Annotated in this window: 24 protein-coding genes and 1 pseudogene; 6 read left to right on the top strand and 19 right to left on the bottom strand. The window is 63.5% G+C overall.

The window, feature by feature from the left end; translation table 11 throughout:
* Positions 1–132: 132 nt before the first annotated feature.
* The 4 genes from K7711_RS43875 to K7711_RS43860 form a co-directional block, all read right to left on the bottom strand.
* Entirely contained in the window at positions 133–936 is an 804-nt protein-coding gene (locus K7711_RS43875; protein WP_222978490.1) for a class I SAM-dependent methyltransferase, read from the bottom strand.
* A gap of 179 nt (positions 937–1,115) precedes the next feature.
* A complete protein-coding gene (locus K7711_RS43870; RefSeq protein ID WP_222978489.1) occupies positions 1,116–1,550 on the bottom strand; it encodes an NUDIX hydrolase in 435 nt (144 codons plus the stop codon).
* A 470-nt stretch (positions 1,551–2,020) separates the two neighbouring features.
* Positions 2,021–2,644, bottom strand: coding sequence for a hypothetical protein (locus tag K7711_RS43865; protein ID WP_222978488.1), 624 nt, complete (start codon positions 2,642–2,644; stop codon positions 2,021–2,023).
* Positions 2,645–2,967: 323 nt separating this feature from the next.
* Positions 2,968–3,627 (bottom strand): hypothetical protein, encoded by a 660-nt coding sequence (locus K7711_RS43860; protein ID WP_222978487.1) that lies wholly within the window; start codon positions 3,625–3,627, stop codon positions 2,968–2,970.
* A gap of 549 nt (positions 3,628–4,176) precedes the next feature.
* Between K7711_RS43860 and K7711_RS43855 the strand changes: the two genes are divergently transcribed.
* Positions 4,177–4,464: a hypothetical protein gene (locus K7711_RS43855; protein WP_067669760.1), complete on the top strand. Its 288-nt coding sequence runs from the start codon at positions 4,177–4,179 to the stop codon at positions 4,462–4,464.
* Between the two features lie 262 nt (positions 4,465–4,726).
* The gene (locus K7711_RS43850) at positions 4,727–5,278 is read left to right on the top strand and encodes a hypothetical protein (RefSeq protein WP_222978486.1); all 552 of its coding nucleotides are present in this window, start codon (positions 4,727–4,729) and stop codon (positions 5,276–5,278) included.
* Positions 5,279–5,755: 477 nt separating this feature from the next.
* Here the strand turns inward: K7711_RS43850 and K7711_RS43845 are convergent, their stop codons facing one another.
* Complete coding sequence (locus K7711_RS43845; RefSeq protein ID WP_222978485.1) at positions 5,756–6,082, bottom strand: DUF3467 domain-containing protein; 327 nt, start codon at positions 6,080–6,082, stop codon at positions 5,756–5,758.
* 98 nt (positions 6,083–6,180) lie between these two features.
* Positions 6,181–6,684, bottom strand: a complete 504-nt coding sequence (locus K7711_RS43840) for a hypothetical protein (protein WP_222978484.1) — start codon at positions 6,682–6,684, stop codon at positions 6,181–6,183.
* A gap of 582 nt (positions 6,685–7,266) precedes the next feature.
* On the opposite strand from K7711_RS43840, the gene K7711_RS43835 reads away from it, so the two are divergent.
* The gene (locus K7711_RS43835) at positions 7,267–7,458 is read left to right on the top strand and encodes a hypothetical protein (RefSeq protein ID WP_222978482.1); all 192 of its coding nucleotides are present in this window, start codon (positions 7,267–7,269) and stop codon (positions 7,456–7,458) included.
* A 39-nt stretch (positions 7,459–7,497) separates the two neighbouring features.
* Here K7711_RS43835 and K7711_RS43830 read toward each other — a convergent pair whose 3' ends face one another.
* The 3 genes from K7711_RS43830 to K7711_RS43820 all read right to left on the bottom strand — a co-directional run bounded on the left by K7711_RS43830 (position 7,498) and on the right by K7711_RS43820 (position 9,585).
* Positions 7,498–7,671, bottom strand: a complete 174-nt coding sequence (locus tag K7711_RS43830; RefSeq protein ID WP_222978480.1) for a hypothetical protein — start codon at positions 7,669–7,671, stop codon at positions 7,498–7,500.
* Positions 7,672–7,985: 314 nt separating this feature from the next.
* Complete coding sequence (locus K7711_RS43825) at positions 7,986–8,441, bottom strand: hypothetical protein (RefSeq protein WP_222978478.1); 456 nt, start codon at positions 8,439–8,441, stop codon at positions 7,986–7,988.
* A gap of 310 nt (positions 8,442–8,751) precedes the next feature.
* Entirely contained in the window at positions 8,752–9,585 is an 834-nt protein-coding gene (locus K7711_RS43820; RefSeq protein WP_235748722.1) for a ferritin-like domain-containing protein, read from the bottom strand.
* 190 nt (positions 9,586–9,775) lie between these two features.
* Here K7711_RS43820 and K7711_RS43815 point away from each other — a divergent pair, with 190 nt between their 5' ends.
* Complete coding sequence (locus K7711_RS43815) at positions 9,776–9,979, top strand: cold-shock protein (protein WP_222978476.1); 204 nt, start codon at positions 9,776–9,778, stop codon at positions 9,977–9,979.
* A 376-nt stretch (positions 9,980–10,355) separates the two neighbouring features.
* Here the strand turns inward: K7711_RS43815 and K7711_RS43810 are convergent, their stop codons facing one another.
* From K7711_RS43810 to K7711_RS43795, 4 genes and pseudogenes are all read right to left on the bottom strand, one after another.
* On the bottom strand, positions 10,356–10,511 hold the full coding sequence (locus tag K7711_RS43810) for a hypothetical protein (protein WP_222978474.1): 156 nt from the start codon (positions 10,509–10,511) through the stop codon (positions 10,356–10,358).
* On the bottom strand, positions 10,508–11,836 hold the full coding sequence (locus K7711_RS43805) for a fatty acid desaturase family protein (RefSeq protein WP_222978472.1): 1,329 nt from the start codon (positions 11,834–11,836) through the stop codon (positions 10,508–10,510). The genes K7711_RS43810 and K7711_RS43805 overlap by 4 nt, the downstream gene beginning before the upstream one ends.
* A 1-nt stretch (position 11,837) precedes the next feature.
* On the bottom strand, positions 11,838–11,999 hold the full coding sequence (locus K7711_RS43800) for a hypothetical protein (RefSeq protein ID WP_222978471.1): 162 nt from the start codon (positions 11,997–11,999) through the stop codon (positions 11,838–11,840).
* A gap of 320 nt (positions 12,000–12,319) precedes the next feature.
* A pseudogene (locus tag K7711_RS43795) lies at positions 12,320–13,300 on the bottom strand (RNA polymerase sigma factor); the annotation flags it as partial.
* A 908-nt stretch (positions 13,301–14,208) separates the two neighbouring features.
* Here K7711_RS43795 and K7711_RS43790 point away from each other — a divergent pair.
* Positions 14,209–14,388, top strand: a complete 180-nt coding sequence (locus tag K7711_RS43790; RefSeq protein WP_222978467.1) for a YegP family protein — start codon at positions 14,209–14,211, stop codon at positions 14,386–14,388.
* Between the two features lie 619 nt (positions 14,389–15,007).
* Entirely contained in the window at positions 15,008–15,403 is a 396-nt protein-coding gene (locus K7711_RS43785) for an NUDIX hydrolase (RefSeq protein ID WP_222978465.1), read from the top strand.
* A 50-nt stretch (positions 15,404–15,453) separates the two neighbouring features.
* Here K7711_RS43785 and K7711_RS43780 read toward each other — a convergent pair whose 3' ends face one another.
* From K7711_RS43780 to K7711_RS43755, 6 genes are all read right to left on the bottom strand, one after another.
* Positions 15,454–16,344, bottom strand: coding sequence for a helix-turn-helix domain-containing protein (locus tag K7711_RS43780; RefSeq protein ID WP_222978463.1), 891 nt, complete (start codon positions 16,342–16,344; stop codon positions 15,454–15,456).
* 123 nt (positions 16,345–16,467) lie between these two features.
* Entirely contained in the window at positions 16,468–17,292 is an 825-nt protein-coding gene (locus K7711_RS43775) for a fumarylacetoacetate hydrolase family protein (RefSeq protein ID WP_222978461.1), read from the bottom strand.
* Positions 17,293–17,383: 91 nt separating this feature from the next.
* Positions 17,384–18,253 (bottom strand): VOC family protein, encoded by an 870-nt coding sequence (locus K7711_RS43770; protein ID WP_222978459.1) that lies wholly within the window; start codon positions 18,251–18,253, stop codon positions 17,384–17,386.
* Entirely contained in the window at positions 18,250–19,140 is an 891-nt protein-coding gene (locus K7711_RS43765) for an alpha/beta fold hydrolase (RefSeq protein WP_222978457.1), read from the bottom strand. Before K7711_RS43765 ends, K7711_RS43770 begins: the two co-directional genes overlap by 4 nt.
* A gap of 64 nt (positions 19,141–19,204) precedes the next feature.
* A complete protein-coding gene (locus K7711_RS43760; RefSeq protein ID WP_222978456.1) occupies positions 19,205–21,040 on the bottom strand; it encodes an FAD-dependent monooxygenase in 1,836 nt (611 codons plus the stop codon).
* 751 nt (positions 21,041–21,791) lie between these two features.
* Entirely contained in the window at positions 21,792–22,151 is a 360-nt protein-coding gene (locus K7711_RS43755) for a DoxX family protein (protein ID WP_222978455.1), read from the bottom strand.
* Positions 22,152–22,258 lie beyond the last annotated feature (107 nt).

Below are 22,258 nucleotides of genomic sequence, written 5' to 3'. Positions count from 1 at the left end.
GCTGGACGGCGAAGCGAGGGCGTAAACGTGCCCTTGTGACCGATTGCTGAACCCCGGCCTACCGGCGTGACCTTCCGCCCAACTGCCGTAGGTGTGATGGTGAATTGACTTGCTGCGGTGGGAGTTTGGGGCTTAGAGACGTGTTGCGATCAAGGCTTCGGTGTGAACACTTTCCGGGAAGGTCCTGGAGGGGAATTGTTCGGTCAGAGCATCGCGAAGGTCGCGTTCGAATGCTGCGCGTTGTTCCCCGCTGTCGAATTGAGCAGGGGCAGAGAAGGAATAGGAGAACTGGAGCCCGATGAGCGAGTCGAGGTCGCGTTCGAGAGTCCAGTTCCACTCGACGGTCTGGACATGGGAGAAGGGCGAACGTCGTAGTACGTCCGTGTGCCCCTCTGCGGGGTGGCTGTACGTTGTGGAGCCAGCCCGGCGCGCGGGGCCGAGGTACTTCGTGCGGATGGCGGTAATGATGTCGTTCCACGGTGGCGGGGTTTGGGTTTCGAGCATTCCACCGCTGGTGATTACGACGGCTCCGGTGGGCAGAACGAGCCGATCGAGATCCTGGAGAACGGTGCTGCGATCCATCCAGTGGAACGCAGCACCTATGGTGACCAGCGTCAGGTCGGGAAGGTCAAGCTCGGACAGCCGGTAGGAGTCCCCGACGATCCAGTCGATGTTGTCGATATCGCGGTCTTCGGCCAGGCGTTGACCTTCGGTGAGCATGCCCGACTCGGGGTCAATGGCCAGAACACGACCGACATACGCTGCCAGGGGCAAAGCGATTTGGCCTGTGCCGCAGCCTAAGTCGAGTGCCTGCTGGGTGCCATCGAGCGAGAAGCGGGTGCCGAGGTGCTGGAAGAGCTCCGGCGGGTAACCCGAGCGGTATCGCGCATAGTAGGGAGCGGTCGAGCGGAACAGTACATCCGGGTTGTAGCGCACGCGGTGACCTCGTATGTGTGTGGCGTTGGGCAGTGGAATGTGGCGAGCGAAATCCAGATGGTCATCGCGGCTGTGTCCGCGGTGCAGATAGTGTCGGGCACTCCCAGCGCGACAGGTCAGCGGCAGTCGTTGATGCATCCATCAAGAACTCTTCCATCGAGCGCTCTACGGAGATCGGCTCAGTCGTACAGTCGGCCCAGCAGCGCGCCTTGGCCGGATTGCAGGATGTGCGCGGCCTCCAACGGAATCCAGAAGCACTCGAACCTGGTCGGCTCTCCGTGACCGTCGTGGTCCTCCTGACTGTCCCAGCGTTCGGGCGCTGGCTCGCACAACTCCAGCTCGAACACGTGACGCTGCTGCAACTCCCACCGATACGGCGAGATGTCATAGGTGAACTCGCCCAGCTTGCGCAGGACCTTGAACTCGGTCAGGCCCGTTTCCTCTCGCGTCTCCCGCAGCGCTGCGTCCTGTGGAGACTCTTCGGGGCGGATGCTTCCGGCCGGGACCTGGATACCGACTTGCTCGTAGGAGTCGTCGGTGTGCCGGAAGACCAGCAGCTTGCGGTCACGTACAACGTAGACCAGTACCTTTTCCTTGACGACCTTGTCGGGCATCAGGCGCAATCCTTCCCGGGATTCGGAGAATCCACACGGTGTACTGAGTGAGTTGCCAGAGCGAGCGCAGGCCGCAACCGATGAATACGGTGGGCTCTGTCGTGGCAGTCTAATGGCGCGCTCGAGGCGGGACACGGACATCATGCCATCAGTTACTCCATCAAAAGACTCTGTGTCCCAACTGGTTTCGTGAGTGTTCAAGGGGTTGCGCAGTGATCTTTGGCCGTATGCGCCGCCGTCGCCGAAACGGACGTTCGGGTCATCCCCGCGTGCGCGGGGAGACATACCGATGTGCGCTCCAAATGCGCCGCCGCAGGTCATCACCCGAACCGTGCCGGGTGACCTGCGGGCATTTGCCATTTATTCGTCAAGAATCATCCTGACGTCGTTGCGGGGGTGTTCGCCTTCCCCGCGATCACCGTTCCAGGGCGAGATCAGCTACGTAGCAGATCCTGCGTGCTGCGCTGTGGTCACACCAGTTCAGGTACGCGCAGATGCGCGATCGCCAGCTCGAATTCACCGATGTCGGTCACTTCGACACCGGCTTGCCGGGTGGACTCACTCCGCAGGGCGGTCGCTCGCTCGCGATCGCGTTCCATCGCTTCAGCACTGTCGTACGTGGCGCACGAGACGCCTTGCCCTGTTGCCCGGTTGATCATCAGGCTGGCGCTGCAGAATCCGTCGGACTCTTCCATCGCCGGTAGAGTCGCGGACTTGTATACCTGGATCGCGGAGTCGAGGTGCTCCGGGGCGGTCCTGCCCCAGGTCGCGCTCACGCAGGCACCCTGACTCGAGCGGTGATCGCGGTGCAGGACCACGATCTCCCACTCCTGGACCTCGGTGTCGCTGTTGCCGAACATCCGTGCGGCGCGGTCGCGAATCGGGGACACCCTCGTCGCGCTGTCGCGCATCGCCTGCTGCGTTTCCCATGCGCTGGTGGCGATGCACCGGCCGGTAACGCGATCGACCAGCAGGGACAGTCCTATACAACCGGGTATGCCGTCCAGCTCAGGCATCACCTCTTCACGCATGTGCGCAATCCCGGCATCGAGAGAGGACAAGTGTGCCTGAACAGTGGTAGAACGTGCGAACACGATCCACCTCCTCTGTAGCTGGGGGCAGCGCCCCAATGGCACCACCGGTGCCACCCACACTGCTCCGGTGGGGCCACCCCGGCAATAGCCAGAAGATTGCTTAGGCCAACCCGAGCGTGCGGCATTTCTCCACGGAGTGTCCGGTCTGCCGATCTGGAAGCCTGTCCGGCTGATCCGCTGCGCAACCCGGGGACGATAACGCAGCGCTGTCATCGTCGAGTCCTGGGCGATCGGCGAGGCTGTGCCCACGGCGGAGGAGATCTATCCAGGTTCGCGGGTGAGCGCGGCCAGCGCAGTCCGGCTGCGCTCACCACGTCGAGGTTTCAGGGGAGCCGGTCCAGCAGCCACCGTCCCTGTTCTTCGGTCATCCACGAGGAATCCGCGGGCGATGCGGATGCGTAGAGCGCGTCATCGAACATCGACAGGCCCGGATCGTCGTGCGCGGTAAGTCCTTCCAGATCGGGAACACCGTCGGTGGTGATCTTCAAACTCCTGGGCAGCATCGGCATATTGCCGACATCGAACAATTCGTTCTGCTCAGCTGCCGTGGGTGTGGTGCTGTCGAGGCAGAAGTAGACACCGACCCGGTGATCGACTCCCGCGTACTCCAGCTCCGCCAGCACATACCGCGTCAGCAACCCCGCCCACCCGGCACCGCCCAGGACAGCGCGCTGCTCACCAGGGCAGCGCCGTTTGGTCTCCATGACCGCGGATCTGACCGTGCCGACCGCGGTGGCCCAGTCCGCATCGGTCTCGTAGCCGACCAGGATGACGTCCTTGCCGCGCCGGGCGAGCATGGCCCCGAGCGGACAGTCGGGACTGTTCACCGTGTCGGCGAACGCCTCCAGGCACGTGGTGCCCCGGTCACGGTCGGCGGCCAGGATCACCGGCGCACTCACCTGCGCTCCCTTGACCAGATACGCCCACGCGCCGCCCCCGTTGTCGAGCGTCCATTCCTGTGACGGTTTGCTTTTGACGGCCATGATCGAGCCCCTCCTGAAAAGTGAGAACGAACCACCGGAAAGACAATCCGTTAATCCGCCGCCTCCCCGCACAGGTAACCGGCAGGAAGGCGCGCCCCTACCTCTATCCCTACCTCGCTCGCGACCGATGACCAGCCACGCGAGCAGTGACCACCGGACCAGAACAATGATAGAAGAGCCCGCACCCGAGCGAAATAATGTGTGCGGGTTACCCGCTCACACACGCAAACCCGCCAGTCCGCTCGTGCGGAAAGTAGCAGGCGTTGCGCCCGAGGAAAGCGACCCGTACGCGATAGTGTGACGGCGTCATCAGGGGCTGGTTCCGGATGTGTAGGTCCGGCTGGCTCACGGTGGGACAGCGAGGACTCCGGGCGGCCCCTCGACACGCCCTCCCTGCGGGCCTGCGATTACATTCCGCGCGGAGCTCCTCGCCCCGACCCGCGATTTCAAAGGCGTGCGTGGTCACCTTCCGGCCGGTTCTGAATGCCATCCCGGGCGAGTGGTCACGCCGGCATCACCCCAGCATCCGAGAGGACAACGAACGTGAGCATGGTTCTGGCCGCACATGAGACGTACACCACGGTGCTTGCCCAGATCGGCAATCCCACTCCGGAGACCCCGCCGGTGGCGGACAAGCTGCTCAAGATGGTCCATTACTTCACCTGGTTCACTCTGCTGTCCGGGGTCAGCGCCGTCACCTACGGCGGCGGCCGGTTCGCGTGGGAGAAGTGGAACGGCGGCAGCCTCGAGTCGCCGAAGATGGTGGCGGGAGCGATGATCGGCGGCGCCACCGTCACCAGCGCCGGAACTATCATGAACTCCGTCATCGGCAGCTGAGCCGATCCGCTCGTGCCCGGTTGATCGAGCGCGAACGGGTCTGCGCGCGGCCGCCCGGGTGCCGCCTCGGCCACGCGCGCTCAGCCGATGATGTCGCTCGCATGAAGGTCCCGGTTGCGGGGGCCTTCATCCGAAGTATGTGATCAGGCTGTACGTCAGCATGCTCTACATCGGGGCATCGCGACGTCGGTATTGGCTGGCCTGTCTGATTCGAGGTCATGGCTCTTGTTTATGTGCTGTAGAAGGGTGTAATCCTCGGGGTGTGGGAGCTGAGCGGCGCCACCGCGACGGTGTGGCAGCAGATGCTGGCGGACTGGAGCCAGGTCCGGCGGATCAGACGGAGTACGCGCAACAGGTGGAGCGGTTGCGCGATTGTGAACGGTTGCTTGCGCAGCGCGAGGAGGTCGCGGATGCCCGGGACAAGATCGCTGACCGGCGTGACGCGGCAGCAGACGCCCGCGAGCAGATCGCCGACCGGCGTGAGGCGGCAGCAGACGCACGCGAGCAGATCGCCGACCAGCGTGACGCGGCAGCAGACGCCCGAGAAGAGCGGCTCGATGCCTGGCAGGAACGGCTGTCCGGTGGCGCGCCGGAGAGGGACCCTGACACACAGAACGCCTGGGAGGCGATCGAACGAGCGCGAGCTCTGGTTGCCTCCGGTGTGGGGCGCATGGACCGCAGCGCAGCCGCGTTGCTTCGTCGCGAGGCGCGAGAAGTCCGGCAAGAAGCCCAGAACGATCGGAATGTAGCTAACATGCGTCAGCGCAGCGACGCTGTGACGCGGCGGCCCAACACAGGAATGGACAAAACCTGACCACAGCTTGGGTGCGGGCAACTGGACGAACGTGGTCCGGCTACCTCAGAGGGTGAAGCACACTCCCGACAGCCGCAGCGCCGGCGAAACATCGAAACAGGTCTGACCTGTGGTTACCTGTCGGATAGTTGGGTGATCGAAGCCGATTACCAGCTGTCGTCGAATCGTCCGCCCCATCTATTGAGTCAGCCGGACCGGTGGTGGGGAGGACCCGTCAGGAGCATCGCCGCCGAAAACGTCCGTAGGCACGATTCTCGGTCTCGCTCCCGGTGCTGCCTGTGGGGGTAGGACGGTGATTATTCGGTGGGTTCGGGTTGTGGGTGCGGTGCGACGGGGGTGACGAGGTAATGGCGGCCGGGGACCGGGTCGTGCCGGTACCGTACGGCTGGATCGGAGATGACGAGGCGGTCGCGTGGGCAGGCGATGAGGGTGATGGTGCCTGATGTGGGGGTCTGCATTTTTCCTCTCCGGGTGGGGTTATTCACCGAGGTGGGTGATGGGGCCGAATTGTCGTTCGTAGTTGTTCATGCTGTCGTTGAGGGTTTGCATGAGCCGGAAGATCAGCGCGGGTGGGAACTTCACCCGGGAGGTGACCTGCACCGGTTGCCGCATCGCCGCGTGCCCGGTCTCGTTGACCCCGCCGGGTTCGCTGGGGAGATAGACCAGGAAATCGAGTGTGAAGTCCGTGCGGTTGTACCAGCAGGTGAACCCGTTGGCATACACCCCAGCACCGACCATCTCCGGCACGATGACCTCGACGTCGACATCGGGTTCGTCCGCGGGCGGCGGAACCGGGCCGCTCATCGCGGATCTCCCGGGCGGCAGGGGTGAGGAACCGGCCACACCAGCTCTCGGGTATGGCCGGTCACCGGCACTGCGATCACTACGTCGTCCTCGCCGGGTCAGCGGCCCTGTTGGAGCCGGGCCTGCTGGCGGATCTGGTGGAGTTGCATCTCCCACTGACCGGACCGGTCTTGGGCCCGGCTGGCCTGGTCCTCGGCTTGCTGCGCCAGTTGGGTGGCCTGGTCGGCTTGCTCCTGGGCGCTGCCGGCCCGCTGCTGGGATTGGTTGGCTTCGCCTTGGGCTTGCTGGGCCTGGCTTTGGGCCCGGTCGGCTTCGGTCTGGGCTTGCTGGGCCTGGTTGGTGGCCAGGATTGCCTGTTGGCGGGCCTGCTGGGCCTGCTGGTTGGCTTGGTTGGCGTCCTGCTGCGCATGCTGGGCCTGATGCTGCACCTGCCGCGCCTGCGCCTGTGCCTGGCGCGCGAGACCCGCTGCCTGCATCGCGTACTGGCGGGCGTTCTGCGTCTCCTGCCGGGCCTCGTCCAGCCGCAGCCGAAGCATTTCCACTTCCGCCTGCACATCGATCTCCCGGCTCTGCGTCGCGCTGCTGCTCTCCTGTACCGCCATGGTCGAACCCCTTCCATTGATGGATGTGTGGATTGACGCTGAAGGCTTTTTTTCTGGAGGAACTCGCGTGCCGAAGCCATTCTCATCGAAGCGGCGCCACCACGCAGCAACAGCATCGCAACCATCAGGAAACATTGATGTAACAGGCGCAAACTGGTCTCGGCCAGGCATACGTATAGGCGTGGAGCGTGTTCACCAGTTATCTGCACCATGCTGCGCCTGGCTCGAAGGCGAAGAAGATCGCGACGCCCTCCCCGATGGCGCCTATGAGGTGTTCCTCCAGCGCGCCCTGACTCCTATGCCGACCGAGCCACCGAGACGCTGCAACGTCGCGATGGCATCACACCGGATTGTTCGCCCCTCTCGGCGTCTCCTCTCGGCCGCACACCCGCTCGCCCCCGCCGCCATCTCGCCTGAACTATGACCGGGTGTCCCCATCATCCCGGCGGTAGCCGCCGGAAATCGGGTGGATGTGCCGTAATCGGTTGGTAGGGAGCAGGTTTTGGCTGCGCGACGGTTGGTTGAGTCTTAAAGTTGGATTGTTCGTGATCGACCGTTTTCTTCGAGTGAGTGGAGAACAGCGTGTTGGACACCGTGGAAACCGCGACTGCGTACGTGATCGCCGAACTGGAGGGCAAAGGTACGGCCACCCGCGAGGATTTCGACGTCGCCGCTATCGTCGCCGCCTCACACGCCTTCAGTGAGGGCTGGGACTTCCGATCGATCGACCGGACCGTGTTCTGGCGCCTGGTCGCCGGCAACCTCAAGCTCTAGGTGTAAACCCCTCGGGGTTGTTGAACGCGGGTTACCGGATCAGCGTGATTGCTCGGGCCGTCGGATACCTGGTGGCTGGCCGGGACCGGTGTCCAGGACGCGCAGGACCCACCGGTCCTTGCTGCGGGTCTTGGCCTGATACAGCTCGCGGTCCGCGGCGTCGAGCAGGGTAGTGGCGTCGGTGTTCGACGCGGTCGCGATGATACTGGCCACCACCCACAACCTGCGCTTGTCCGTGGCGGACTCTGCGCCGTCCTCAAAAGGGGCGATTCCTTGAGGGCACAGCTCTGTTACAGCCGGGCGGCGCGCGGTCCGGTTCGTTGGACGGCCCCCGCGTGTGACGACTCTGGGCGAGGGCCGTACCCAACGCGCAATGAGTGAGTGACAACCTTCTGTGTTGAGGGAGTTGGATCGTTGATCCGGGAGGAAGGTTAACGCGGCTCGCCGAGTTTTGACGTGCAGGTGCGCGGGCGTGTCGAGGGTGTGGACCTGGCTCGAATCGCTTCTCCTCCTCGCATCCTGCGTCCTCAGGCGTGGGCAGGGCCGGCCGGGAGGAACGCCAGCGGGGTCGGGTCTGTGGGGCGGTGGGATTCGATCACGCCGAGCAGGGTGGTGAGAGTGGCCAGGCTGGCGAAATGGGCTTGCCCACGCGGAGCACCGACGAGCAGGATCTCCACCTTGCAGTTCGCGACGGTGCCGGGCTGACCGGAGCGATCCGGCACGACCACAACTGTGCTGACGGGTTCCAGACCCGGGCAGAGAGAGTCGAGGCCGGTTTCGGAGGGCGGGTATCTGAAGGTGAGTAGTTTCGGGCCGGAGCATTCCCGAATGAAGCTCCAACCGCGGGCGCGTAGAAGGATGTCCAATCCGGTGAATGTCGCCATGTCGTCCGCGGGCACGGGGTGACCACAATCGGTGCCCAAAGCTTGCAGGACGCTGGCGGGTGGGTAGCGACGATGCCAGATCTCGGTTTGCAGCGACATGCCGAATTCTTCCTCACGCCACGATGTGCGGGGGCGGGTATCGCGGATGAATTGCCGGAGACGCCAGCGTGATGCTTTCCCGTTCCAGTCTCTGGGCATGGACACGCATCCTTGCAGTCCGGATCGGCAAACCCTGAGGTGACACGCCCTGCCAGGCCGCAATGCCGACCGTACGTGTGCGTATATCGTCTGCTGTCGTTTCGGCACCGGGCACCGGGTGCGGCGGGATACCGGCGGCGCGTCCGGCCCACCGGCCCGGACACCGAGGAGGCCAGGATCATTCGGGGCGGTCCCCCAGTGGGGCGAATAGTCAGGTGAGACCCGCGACTTCGTGGGCGATCGCTGTGAGCCGGGATTGCACGGCCGCCGCGACGCCGTGGCGGTCCTTGTGGGCTTGCTCGTAGATCAGGATCGCTCGGATGTCGGCTGGTTCGGTGAGTTCCTTGATCGCGGCGGCGACGTCGGCGACGGTCAGGTCGTCGTAGTTGCCGATAGGGAGCTCACTCGGTTCAGGGGTGCCGGTGGCGGTGCGGATGGATCGCAAGGCACCGGCCGTGGTGTCGGCGCCTTCGTCGCGGGCGACCTGTTCGGCGGTGGCCAGTGCCGCGTCGCGGGAGACGGAGAGGGTTTTGACCGCGACATTCCCGGCGTGCGCGCCCTGAGCGAGCAACTCACCCAGTGCGGGCGGGGTGGCGCGGACGGTGTCCAGGACCCGGTCCAGGCCACGCGTGGACCAGTTGACGGGAAGGTTGACCAGCTTCACCAGCGTCCCGGCTCCGGCTTGCAGCCGGGTGTGGCGAAGCGCGGCCGGACCGCCCAGAGCGTCCTCGGCCAGTACGGTGGTCAACCAGTCCACGGTCTCGGTATGCGCGGTGATCAACCGCTGCGCCAATACCATCACCTCCGAGTGCCCGGCGGTGGTCGCCAGAGCCAGGATGTAGCGGGCGCGGTCCAGGAGCTGATGTTCCAGGGACAGGTCACCGAGCAGAGCTTCATCGAACGGCTGCGCCTGGTCGAGCACGGCCTTGACCGTGGCGGCGCCCCGCCCGATGAAAGGGGCGATCAGCTCGGGTACATCACCCAGTTCACGGATGGCTGCCTCGATCGCGCGAGCGCGGTCACGGGAGCCGATCCGCCGATGCATGACGAACGAGCACAAAGTTTCCGATCGATGAGATCGCAAACTACGTAGAACCGTGCGGTATGGGCCCGCTGGGCCCCTGTGTGCTACCGCACTCTTTCGGGAGACAGTTCCGGAATGTGGCATGATTATCGCCGAGTACGGGTTGTTGAACTGATCGCCCGGCTCGCTACAGGAAGTAAAAAGAAAAGCAATGACGCAAGGCAGTGTGAAGTGGTTTAACGGCGAAAAGGGCTTCGGGTTCATCGAGCAAGACGGTGGCGGCCCCGACGTTTTCGTGCACTACTCCGAGATTTCCGGGGGCGGGTTCAAGTCTCTCGACGAGGGCCAGCGCGTCGAGTTCGAGATCGGCCAGGGCCAGAAGGGTCCGCAGGCCCAACAGGTTCGCGCTATCTAGAAACCGGCGAACAAGAAACCCGCGCTACGGCGCGGGTTTCTTACTTTTCGAAGCCGAGCGGATCGACTCGCCATCAGGAATTCGATCACCGCATCTTTTCCGAGACGTTTCCGCTGCGGAATCACGCGCAACTCTCTCTTGATAAGGTTTGCGCTCCGAACCGGGTGACGCCACCGGTTCGTTTCGAGCCACTCCGTGACGGTTCGACGTCCGCAGTCATCCCCGCCGGCGACGATCTGACATCCGGCCGCCTCTCGATGCTCGGCAGGGGTTGGATCCACAACAGCCACGATGCGGGAGGACCTTGCCGCATGTGCGATGGCATGGCTCGTTGGTGTTGTTGTGGTCGAGCAGTGCGGTGCGCGCGAGGGAGCCGTCAGCGTCCATGCCGGTCCCGTCTGCGTATCTCTGCGTCGTGTTCTTCGATGGCGTGGTCGAGCCGGTGGCCGCTCGCGGGATCGGTTGTGGCGACGCGTGTTCTACGGAACGCGGCGAGATCACGCATCAGTTCCAGGTAGTCCTTCTCGCTCACCTCGGGCATCGACTACCCCGGCCGCCGACAGCAGCAACCCATTCGATGGGGTGCGTGCTCATACCGGGCCACCCCCGAAAGCGTTTCGTCCAGCCGACCGTGGAACAATCGGTCGTTGGGGCCGCCACCGCTCGCAGCGCCGCGCGCAGCCCGCGCCGCTGGGCTGACCGGCCCACTTCAGCACTATCGATCGTGTTGTGGCCGCTGAACTTTCGCTCCGAGGCAGTTTCGGGGGCGTCATGGCAGGTAGCGGTCAGGAAGCAGTCGGGCAGAGCCAGTTTGTGGATAGTGCGCAAGGTCAGCAGGTACTGGCGCAGCAAGGGACCGCTCGTATAGGGAAGGTCATATTTGTCGCACAACGCCCGCACCCGCCCAGCGATCTCGCCATAGCGGTTACTCGGCAGGTCGGGAAACAGATGGTGTTCGATCTGATAGCACAGATTTCCACTCAGAAAGCCCAGCACCGGTCCGGCGTCGAAATTCGCGGTGCCCAGCATCTGCCGCAGATACCACTCCGGCCTGGTCTCGCGGTCGACCACCGTGGCTGTGAATTTCTCCGCCCCATCAGGGAAATGACCACAGAAGATCACCACGTAGGCCCACAGGTTGCGCAGCACGTTCGCCGAGACGTTCGCCGTCAACGTGCGACGCCAGCCTCGCCCGCTCAGCGCCGGAAGCAGCACATAATCCTTGCCTACCTGCCTGGCGATCTTCCCGATCAACGCACGAGCCTGGGTGAGCTTGTCCGCTCCGGACCTCGCGCGGGCCCATTCCACGTCGAGGCCGTGGATCGCCACACCCCACTCGAACGTGGCCGCCAGCAACAGGTTCTGCAACGGCTGCACCAGCATGTACGGGCGCCAGCGCTGGTCGCGGGTCACGCGCATCAGCCCGAACCCGATATCCTCGTCCAGGCCGAGCACGTTGGTGAACACGTGGTGCCGATAGTTGTGGCCATAACGCCACTGCGACGACAGGCCCGCCATATCCCATTCCCACGTGGTGGAATGGATTTCCGGATCGTTCATCCAATCCCATTGACCATGGCACACGTTATGGCCGATTTCCATGTTCTCGACACTCTTGGCCACCGCCAATCCGATCGTCCCCAGAATCCACCCCAACCTGCCACGGCTCACCCCGATCGTCACCCGAGCCACGGCGTCCAGGACCCGCTGGAACGCAATCGCCCGGCGGATGTAGTTCGCATCCCGCGTCCCGCGCTGATCCTCGATGTCCTGGCGGATTTCATCGAGCTCACGCCCCAGCGCCTCGATATCGACCGCGCTCATATGCGCGTAGACAGCAACCTGCGTAATCGCCATATCAGTGCTTGAACACGCCCCTCAGACTGTGTTCCAGCCAGTCGAAGGGGCCACGGCTCTCCACCCTCGCTTCGACGGGTCCCGCGGCGCCTATATCGCGCACGCGCTGCTCGATGCCACCCTTGGCGGTCCGGATTCGATGCGTGATCTTGTTCTCGGTCATCGGAAAAGATCCCGTCCCCGGTTGCGCGGCTCGGCCACGGCAGCCGGATCGGCCGTCCGTTCGACGCACGTACCGGTTATCACTACACCCTAGCCTCGATTACCCCTGGTCCGCCGAGGTAGCTTGCCGTCGCCCCCGAGCATCTCGCACCGCTCGGCGGGTTCGAGACTCGCTCAACGGCCGCGGGCAAGTGCCTGAGCACGGGCTGCCCGCACTGCCGCCGGACGCCTGGCCTACCGCCCTCACGCGAATTCCACGGACGTGCCTCGATCGAACCCGCGGCTGGCACCTTCACCCCTCCACAGAACCATTGCCCCCTCTTCGAGGTAATCCCGCAGCAACTGTGAGCGCGATGGGTGACGCAGCTTCGACATCGTCCTCGACTCGATCTGCCGGATCCGCTCACGAGTGACGCCGTAGACCTTCCCGATGTCGTCGAGCGTTCGAGGCTGCCCATCACCCAGGCCGTAACGCAGGCGCATCACACCGGCTTCGCGCTCGCTGAGCGTGCCGAGTACCGACCGCAACTGCTCCTGCAGCAGCGTGAACTCCACCTTCTCGACGGCTACGACGGCCTCGGAGTCTTCGATGAAATCGCCGAACTGGGTCGCGCCCTCGTCTCCGAGCGGCTGATCCAACGAGATCGGTTCCCGTGCGATCTGCCGAACCTCGAGAACCTTCGCGGGTGTGATACCCAATTCCGTGGCAAGCTCCTGGGCTGTTGCCTCGCGGCCCAGCTGCTGCAGCAGTTCGCGCTCCATACGCGCGAGCTTGTTGATGATCTCCACCATGTGCACGGGGATGCGTATCGTGCGGGCCTGGTCGGCCATGGCGCGAGAAATCGCCTGCCGAATCCACCATGTGGCATAGGTCGAGAACTTGAATCCTCTGCTGTAGTCGAACTTTTCGACCGCCCGCACCAGACCCAGATTGCCCTCCTGGATCAGGTCCAGGAAGGCCATACCCAGCCCGCTGTACCGCTTGGCGATCGACACCACCAGCCGCAGGTTCGCCTCGAGCAGATGATCTTTGGCCGCGATGCCGTCCCGTGCGAGCCAGGTCAGGTCCCGGCGCCGTGCGATCGCGAGACCCGAGAGCCCCTCGCACTCGGCCTGCAGTTTCTGCACCGCATACAGACCGACTTCGATCCGGACCGCGAGATCGACCTCCTCGGCCGCGGAGAGCAGCCGAACTCGCCCGATCTGCTTCAGATACGCCCGTACCGAGTCCCCACCGGCGGCGAACTCGGCTTCCTTGCGCGCCCGACGCAACGCCGGAGACTCCTCCTCATCCCAGATGTCCTCCGCAGCGTCATCGTGCCCCGCCGAGGTAACGGTGGAATCTTGGCCATTTGGTTCGCCTGCGGTCGGTGCCACATTCGCCTCTCCGAGTGATTCGGGCGGCATCGCGATTCGAGAAACAGGACCGCAGAGAGGCCTCGAGCGGCTCGGCAATCACCGGGACCAATGACCAGCGTACGGGTCAACACACGAAGTGAGGCAACCAACGGCCCCGCCCACACCCTCCACTACGCTTCGGGGCGATCTGCCATGTGGTCAGCTTCAGTAACTCCGGCAGCGCCCGTCACTTGTGACATGGCACGTCCACCGAAGCGTCAAATCGGATATGCACCCACGATGACCAGGCGTTTCCCGGTTGCCCATGTCTTGCGTTTCCTGCCGAGGGCACCAACCTGCAACAGAGTTTTCGCATGTCAAAACTATCTACGGCGTGATAGATTCCGAACAAGCCAGCGGTAGGGAAGTAAACCCCAGGTCGCGCGTCGCAGGTTCGAACCCTCCCAGGGCACCATATGACTACCGAAAAGCGCTCCGCCGCACTATTGGATGGCGAACCCGGCAGCTATGGGCGCATCAACACCGTCAAACGCGTCTACGGCTAGGTGTCAGCTGCATCGACGACAGCTCAATCTGGACCGGACACGGCACCTTCACCCCAATCTCGCGAACATCACCGCCGGTGGCCCTGACCGCCACCACACTCGACCCAACCACAACGACCCGCCAGCTAGTGTGCTGCCCTACCGGAGTCTTGCAGTAATGGCGCAGAAAACACGAAGTTCTCGTAAGGCCTGGTTGGGGTAGGTGGTCCCGAGTCAGTGTGTGTCCCGGCTGCGGCCGCAGTACGGAGATCTACCGATTTCGGACCGAAGCATTATCCGTGTTCGACATGGAGACGAGGTAATCGCATGGCTGCCAAGTTCGAGCTGTACAAGGACAGCGCCGGCAAATTCCGGTTCAGGCTCAAGGCAGACAACGGCGAGGTCATCGCGCAGGGGCATGCCTTCGAGAGCAGGACCGACGCCCTCAACGGCATCGAGTCGGTCATGAAGAATGCACCGATAGCCAGGACCGACGACCAGACCTGACCCACTGTGCTGATTCCTCCGCGCCGCCCTGCCTTCTCATCGAACGGCCAGACCGCGGCAGGGGTGGGCTACAGCGTCGGCCGCTCCACCATCCACCGCGTCATGAGATGCCCCACCCCCGCTGACATAGCGGGCCACACCCGAAGTCACTGGCAGCCAACCGATTACGTTGAGTTCGGTTCCGGCCGTCTGTTTGCTCGGTCAGGCGCGGACGTGTATCGGGTGCGAATGTGGACCTCGGTCAGCCGATAGTCATACAGTGACCTATGCCCTGGGACACAGTTGCCTCCGCATCCTGCGGATTCCTTCCTATGTTCACGGTGTCCCCGGGAGGAGATTGTCAGTGATCCGGTTCTGTCCACACACTCTGCGCACCCGTAGTACATCGACAGCAAGCCGTATCAGATACGCTTGCCACGTCAAGCTGAGCGATCAGCGGGACGATACCCTGAGAGGCCCTGGTAGTCGCACCCAAACGCTGCCGGGGCTTCTTTCTGTATCAGGGTCTGACGGTGGCGAGGAGGTTGCTGCACGATCGGGTGACAGCGCGACCTGACACCTGCCGCATGCAGCAGCCCCTACGGTGTGGCCTGCTCCGTTGAGCGCTACGTCTCGTTGAGTGCCGCAACGATTGTGCGGAGCCATCCTGCCACAACGCCGCCGCGACACCCGACAGTGGGCACTACCCGGCGGCGCGATGGACTTCGGCGAAACCGCCGGCAAGTGCGCCATCCGTGAATGCCGCGAAGAAACCGGCATCACCGCAGAGATCACCGGATTCCTCGGCATCTACAGCAACCCGAACCACATCGTCGCCTACACCGACGGCGAAACCCGCCAGCAATACGAGAACACCTACATCGGGCGGCCAATCGAAGGCGAACCCACGATCAACGACGAAGCCGACGGCGTCGCGTTCGTGCAACCCGAAGACCTGGACGACTACGACATCCACCCGAGCATGCGCCAGCAGATCAGCGACTTCCTGTCCGGCAATTACCCTTACCTCGGGTGAGCTGCCACCGCCCCTCGATTCGACTGACAGTGGCCAGAATCCGTAGCGATTCAAAAGCTGAGGTGCGCTGTCTTCAGAGCGCGGGAGCGGTATTGGCCGGGTGTCGTGTCGAATGCCTCCTTGAATGCCTTCGAGAAGTAGCTGAGGTTCGTGAATCCGGCGTCTGTCGCGATGTCGGCTATGGAAAGTTCTGCCCGCAGCGGATCGGCAAGCGCGAACATCGCGTGCTGCAGCCGGCGCGCCTTGATGAGCTTCGAGAGCGTATGGGCGCTACCCGCGAAGGCCCAGTGCAGGGTGCGCACCGACACGAACAGCGCCGTGGCGATGCGGTCGGGGGTCAGATCGGCTTCAGACAGATGTTCATCGACGAAGCGCGTCACCTGCGCACGCAGATGTTCGGTACGCGATCGCCTCGAGTCATCGGCGTCAGCTTGGGGACTAGCCGCGATTGCCGCGCGCAGCAGCATCGCCAGGCTATGCGCGATGACTCCGCGATGGTCGGTGATGGCACCCGCCTCGCGCTGCAGTTCGATAATGTGTTGTGAAAGTACTCGCCCAAGTCCGCGGGAGCCCGCGATCTTCCGCTCGGCCAGGACATCGAGTGATTCGTGCCTGCCGGAGATGAGAGTGCCGTCCAGCGTCACCACGATGGTGCGGAAGTCCCCGGGGAAGATTCGCTCGTACGGCCGCAGCGATGCGTACACAGCGATATCTCCCGGCAGTAATTCGCAGTCCAGTGCGCCTTGGCGGACGCGGGATTGCCCCTCGACCTGAACGGCCACGATGATGTGATCTCGTGGCATCCGGGCGATGAGTTCAGCGGTTCGCCGAACGGTGTACGACGAACCGCTGATCTCGGACAAGGTCATCTCGCCCCAGTCGTACAGCTGCGACCAGCCAACGCGCGAGGATGGATGGCGGGTTACTTCCAGCCCGAACATTGTCATGTGGCCGCCCTTCTCGGGTCGGCCTTGACCCGGAACCATCGATGGTCGCCTCCATATCGCTGCCGCCGCCCACTGTAGGCAAACAGCGCGGCAGCGGTATGGCAGCAGCGTGTGAAGTCAGCCGAGAACGATCGTCCGGTTACGTACCGAGCCGAGGCCTCCGACGCTCACCTCGACTGTTTGCCCATGCTCAATGTAGCGCTGCGGCTCCCGGGCATGACCTACCCCGCCGGGTGTACCGGTACTGATGACGTCACCAGGTTGCAGCGTCACGATATGGGAAATGTATTCGATGAGCCGCGCCGGGCCGAACACCAGATCGTCGGTCGAGGCAGACTGCACTAATTCACCGTCGAGACGGGTCTCGATGCGCGTGCCCGGCACATAATCGGTACTCAAGTAGGGTCCGAACCCACTGGTTTTCTCGAAGTTCTTACCCTGGTCCCATTGACTGGTGCGGTTCTGGTAGTCGCGCATCGTGAAGTCGTTGATCACGGTGTAGCCCGCAATGTAGTTTGCGGCATCGGCTTCACTGACCCGGTAGGCCCTGGTGCCGATGACAACGGCGAGTTCGCCCTCCCAATCCATTTGGTTTGCCGCGTACTCCGGAACGATGACGTCATCGCAGGGCCCGGTCAAAGCTTCGGAAAACTTTGTGAACAGTGTGGGGTACTCGGGCGGTTGATGGCCCATCTCGGCAATATGGTGACGGTAGTTCAAGCCGACACAAATGATCTTGCTCGGGCACGGGACAACAGGAGCGTAGTCGAGGTCAGCTGCCTGCACTGTGCGTTGAGCCGGGCCGCTGACCTTACTGCGCCAATCGCGCGTACCCAACAGCTCGGATAGATCACGGCAGCCTTCGATGAGATACGCGTTTCCCTCGCCGTCCAAGCGCGCCGCAGCAGTGGTCCCGTCAAGACGTACCGTGGCCAGTCTCATGACGGTGAAACTACCTCGCGTCTGGCATCCATTATCAATTGCCTTGTGCAGCAGCGCACGCCGCATGAGGGTGTCACGGTATCCGAATTCGCTACAGCCATCGGTGCCCCCAGTGGGAACCGCGCGGAAACTGGCGTACTTCGTGTCCGGTCCAATCCATTTGGTAGCCGCCGAAACCGTATTCGATCTGGAACCCGGCGGGTGAGTTCACGTAGAAGGACACCATGCCATCATTGACGTGCCGGCCGAGGGTCCGCGCCATCAGACCGGCTTGGTCCGCCCGGTCCATCGCACGGCCGACATCGTCGATCGACCCGACCTCAAGCATGAGATGTGCTGCGCCATGCGGGATGGGCCCCTCACCGATGGCGATGCTGTGCTGCCGCGGGTTCTGCGAGTGCAGGAATGTGACGCGCGCTGCCGATCCGTCGGGGGTGGGGACCTCGAAGTAGTCGGACGTCCCGAATCCGAAGACCTCTTCGTAGAAGCGCAGTGACGCATCGTAATTCAGTTTGCCCGGAAGCACAACGTGTCCGACACCCATCTCACCGGTCATGAAACCGCTGACGCCAGTGGGGGAAACGAACGGGTCCGCGAGCTGCGTCCGTCCCCAGCACACTTCGTGAGTGTTGCCAGACGGGTCCTCGAATGTGGAGTATCCGCCAACCCGCCGAGCACGGCGCCCTTCCGGTGTGCCGGGCTGCACGATCATATCGGCGGCTTTAAGCTGGGCGAGACAGTCGTTGTAAGCGTGCTGGTCCGGCGCCACCCAGCCCGAACCCAGCAGCGTGTCCTCCGAATGAGGCAGGACCAGGATGCGGTATTTGAGTTCATCGAGGCGAATGTAGAGGGTGTCGTCCTCGATGTCGGCCATCGCGCCGAGGATATCCACCGAGAAGCGTTGCCATGCGGGCAGATCGGTACTACCGACGACGAGGTATCCGAGTTCGGTGATGTTCATGATTGCGGCACTCCCAGGAATCGCAGCGAAATCTCATTGAAGGTGTCGGCGCATTCGAACTGCGGCCAGTGGTCACAATCGCGAAGTTCGGCGACCTCGGCTTTGGGGGCCAGCTCGCCGACCCGATAGGCGCTGTCGAGGAAGAAGCCCGGCACATCCACCGACGCGATCGCCAAGATCGGGTTGTTCAGCGATCGCCATTCGTCTTCCGTCAGTCTGCGGTCGGTGGGATCGGCGACCAGGAACGGCATCGCCTTCTGGATGGCCGGATCCTGATAGATGTCCAATCGGATTGCGATCAGGTCGTCGATGAGAACGCTGTTGTCGTAGAAGAAGCCCTCGAGCATCGTCCTGATGCTGTCCCAGGTGACCTCCGAGACCACCTTGCTTCGCCGCTGCCGCACCCCGGCGACCAGCGACGCGATGGCTTCTTCGGACATCGGGACACCCGACGGGGCGGCCATCACGATTCGATCCACGCGCTCGGGGTAGTCGACCGCGATATAGGCCGCGATCGCCGAGCCCAAGGACACCCCGACCATGGATGCCCGCTCGATGTGCAGCAGGTCCATAACCGCGACAACGTGGTGCGACCACTGCGTCACTTTCACCTGCTGCGTCGGCCGATCGGTCCAGCCGCACCCGATCATATCGATCGCCACGACGTGGAAGTGCTCGGCATACGCGCTGATATTGGCGGCGAAGTTCTCGACACTGCCGGCGGTACCGTGCAGCAGCACCAGCGGCGGACGATCCGGATCACCAGCGGTCAGGATACGTGTCCGATAACCGTCGGCCTCGACATAGCGCACGGTGTGGGGCGTGCGGTACAGGTATTTCCATATGCTCTGGTACTCGGCGGTAGTAGGCTCATTCAGCTGCGTCACTATCGGTTCTCCTTTTCTTGTGTGGCGATCTTTGCTTGTGTGTCGATCTGCGGCCGGTCGGAAACTAACCGCGTGATGTGGGGACGGCCTCGGCCTCGTACACCTCGGACGGGATCTGCGCGATGCTGCGGTCCAGCACCGTGCACAACGCTTCGATGAGTGCAGCGCGCGGATCCGCTGGCCGGGTCGCAGCTCGCCAGGCGATGTGGCGATCGGGCCGAACCAAAATTGCTCCGCTGTGGCCGATCTCGCGCAGATGCGCCCATTCGCCGTAGGGATCGCGGACCCCGCTGCCTCCGATCTTGTGCACATCCACGGCGACGCCTAGAGCGACCCGGGCCTGCTCTGCAGCGCCATGCCAGCCGTCGTCGTCGAGTCCGACGATCAGGACGAACTCGTCATTGGTGACCAGATCCAGCGACGACAACGCAACACCGTCACGTTCGAGGCGCGCGTGGGGCAGACGATTGCCCGGTCGAGTCGACGGTTGAAAGTCCACGGCCGACGCCCGTCGCGCCAGACGGTCGGACGGGTCCACTGGGAAGTCGGTCTGCGCTGGCGCTTCGACCACCAGCGCTCCGGACTCGTAGCGATATCCCAGTTCGGCGTTGAGCCCGTTCACTTGGTAGTCGGTCTGGCGGATCGCGTCCTCGACCGCCGCGCGTCGCGCGTCGCCTGCAGGGCTGGGATCATCCAGTAATGCCAGTGCGGCCCAACCCGCATCTTCGGAGACATCGACACCGAGACCCAATGCCGCGGGAACCGTCCTTGCGTCCATGCCCGCATAGACGGTCCGCTCAACCATGGCCTTGACCACCGGTTGGCGCTCGGTGTTGTAGGTATCCAACAGGCCCGGGCCGGCGATGCCCCGGTCGACCAGTGCGACCTTCCAGGCGAGATTGAAGGCGTCGGCGACGGAGGAGTTCAGCCCCATGCCAGACGCCGGGGGGTGGCGGTGAACGGCGTCACCCATACAGAAGATCGAGTCATTTGACAGGCGACTGGCCACCTGCGCGTTCGCTTGCCAGGGCGCGACTCCGAGAATTTCGACGTCGACCCGCTCACCGACGGCGGCGCTGACCAGTTCAGCAGCTTCCATCGTGGTCAACGACGAGAGGTCCTCTACCTCGGGGTTGTAGTCACGGATGAGGACGAACTCGTTGTACGGGACGCAGCACACCAATGTCCCCAGACCGAGCAGGTTGCTCATTCCGGGGTACACGTTGATGGACAACACGGCGGGACGGTGTGCGAGATATTGCGAAAGATCGCCGCGAAACCAGATATTGATACTGTTCGCTATGCTGGCGGCGCCTTCCAACTGGAGGCCCGCGTGGTCAACCAGTGTACTTCGGGCACCCTCAGCGCCGATGATGTAAGTCGATCGCACCGTGTACACCTCGTCGGTGACACGTGAACGCATAGTGCTCACCCAGCGATCACCGTCGCGTTGCGTGGTGATGAACTCGTGGCTGAACCCCACCGGCGATCCACGTTCGGCAAGTGCACGAACCAACACGGGCTCGAATACGGTTTGCGGACAGTTCAGCATCGGACACGGGCTGGCAGCCCGGTAGTCGGCGCTACGCCGCACGCCGGCGCCCCACTGCTCCGACCGGATGACTTCGGGCTTGTTGAGGGTGGTGTACCACAACCGATTCGGCATCGCGTCCTGCCGGACGGCCACCGATTCCAGCTCCTCCTCGATACCCAGATGGCGCATGATCTCGACGGTCCGCTGGTTGACGATATGGGCGCGAGGCGTGTGCGCGGGCCCGGCGTAGCGTTCGACGAGACGGTAATCGACGCCGTATTGCTGTAACGCGAGGGCTGCGGTCAATCCGGCCGGTCCCGCACCGACCACGAGTACCGTCGCCTCATAAGTCGTGCCTGACGTCATCGGGTCTCCCCCCGCCATGCGACCGTGGATGCGGCGGACCGAGCGAACATCTGGGCGTGGCGATGATGGTCACCGCCATCGCCGAGTCGGCAATGCGGGGTGTCGATCCCGACCACGCTGTCGATGAACCTGTTCACGTTGTGTCGTCCTGTCGTTGTCATTTTCCGACGTTCAGCAGATCGAGGGCGAGGTGCTCGTCGCTGGCATCGGGCTCTTGCCTGCACCGGCTCTGCGGCGGGCCCTCTCGCGACACCAACGCTAGGCGGGCTTCGTCCGCAGAAGCGAGACGATCGATGAACCGCGGCGCTGCAGTGCCACAAATCTGCACACACAGAACATTCGCACGAAGCGACCAAATCTCATGTTCACATGTGAACAATCCCTATGAGTCGATGATGTCAAATCGGCCACAGTCTGCACCGCACATAGGACGCCGAGTCCAATATTCCTGGGAGCATACTTTTTTCACTGTCCGCGACAGTCTCTGTATTTCGTCTCCGCGACCCCGGACGACGCGACCTTCTCGACGATGCAAACGGGATCGTAGCGAGGACCCTTCGCGACTCCTACCGTCCGGGTACATACCAGGGCATCGACAGGCAGGACCTGTACACCCTTCCCGCAGCACCCTCGCCCGCCGCGCGAGCGGTTGCCGCGACGACCCTGGTCCGAGCCGAAACGATGCGGGCGTCAACGCTGGGCGAGCCGATTGCGGATCCATGGGGCCAGGGCGGCGAGACCCGCCGAAGGTTCAGCTCAGACGTGCGATCGCAAGGACCAGGGCGGCGACGGCGAGCGCCAATGCCAGGAGGGCCGGTGCGAGCTTGGCGGCGGCATCTTTGACCCGCAGGTGAGCGATGACAGCGCCGATCATGAGCACTGTGACGCCGACAGCTGCGGCGGCCGCCAGCGGTGACCACCACACCGACCCGACGATCAGGCCGACGCTCGCCGCGCATTCGCACGCGCCGATGACACGGTAGAGCGCGGATGAGACCTGCAAGTGATCTGCGGTACTGGTGGCCGACGCGACGCCGAGCAGCTTGGGGATGCCCGCCGCAGCGAGCAGCAGCGCCAGAATCACCGAAATTACTATCGCGGCGATCGTCATTGTGTATGCCTCCATCTATGGACTCGTGAGTGACCGATCCGGTTCTGTGATGACGCCCCCGCTACAGCAAGAACTCATATTCATATACGAACCATCGCAAACCGAGG

The sequence above is a fragment of the Nocardia coffeae genome (genome assembly GCF_019890715.1).
GTDB classification, from domain to species: Bacteria; Actinomycetota; Actinomycetes; order Mycobacteriales; family Mycobacteriaceae; genus Nocardia; species Nocardia jiangxiensis.
This window is presented reverse-complemented; position numbering and strand designations above follow the sequence as displayed.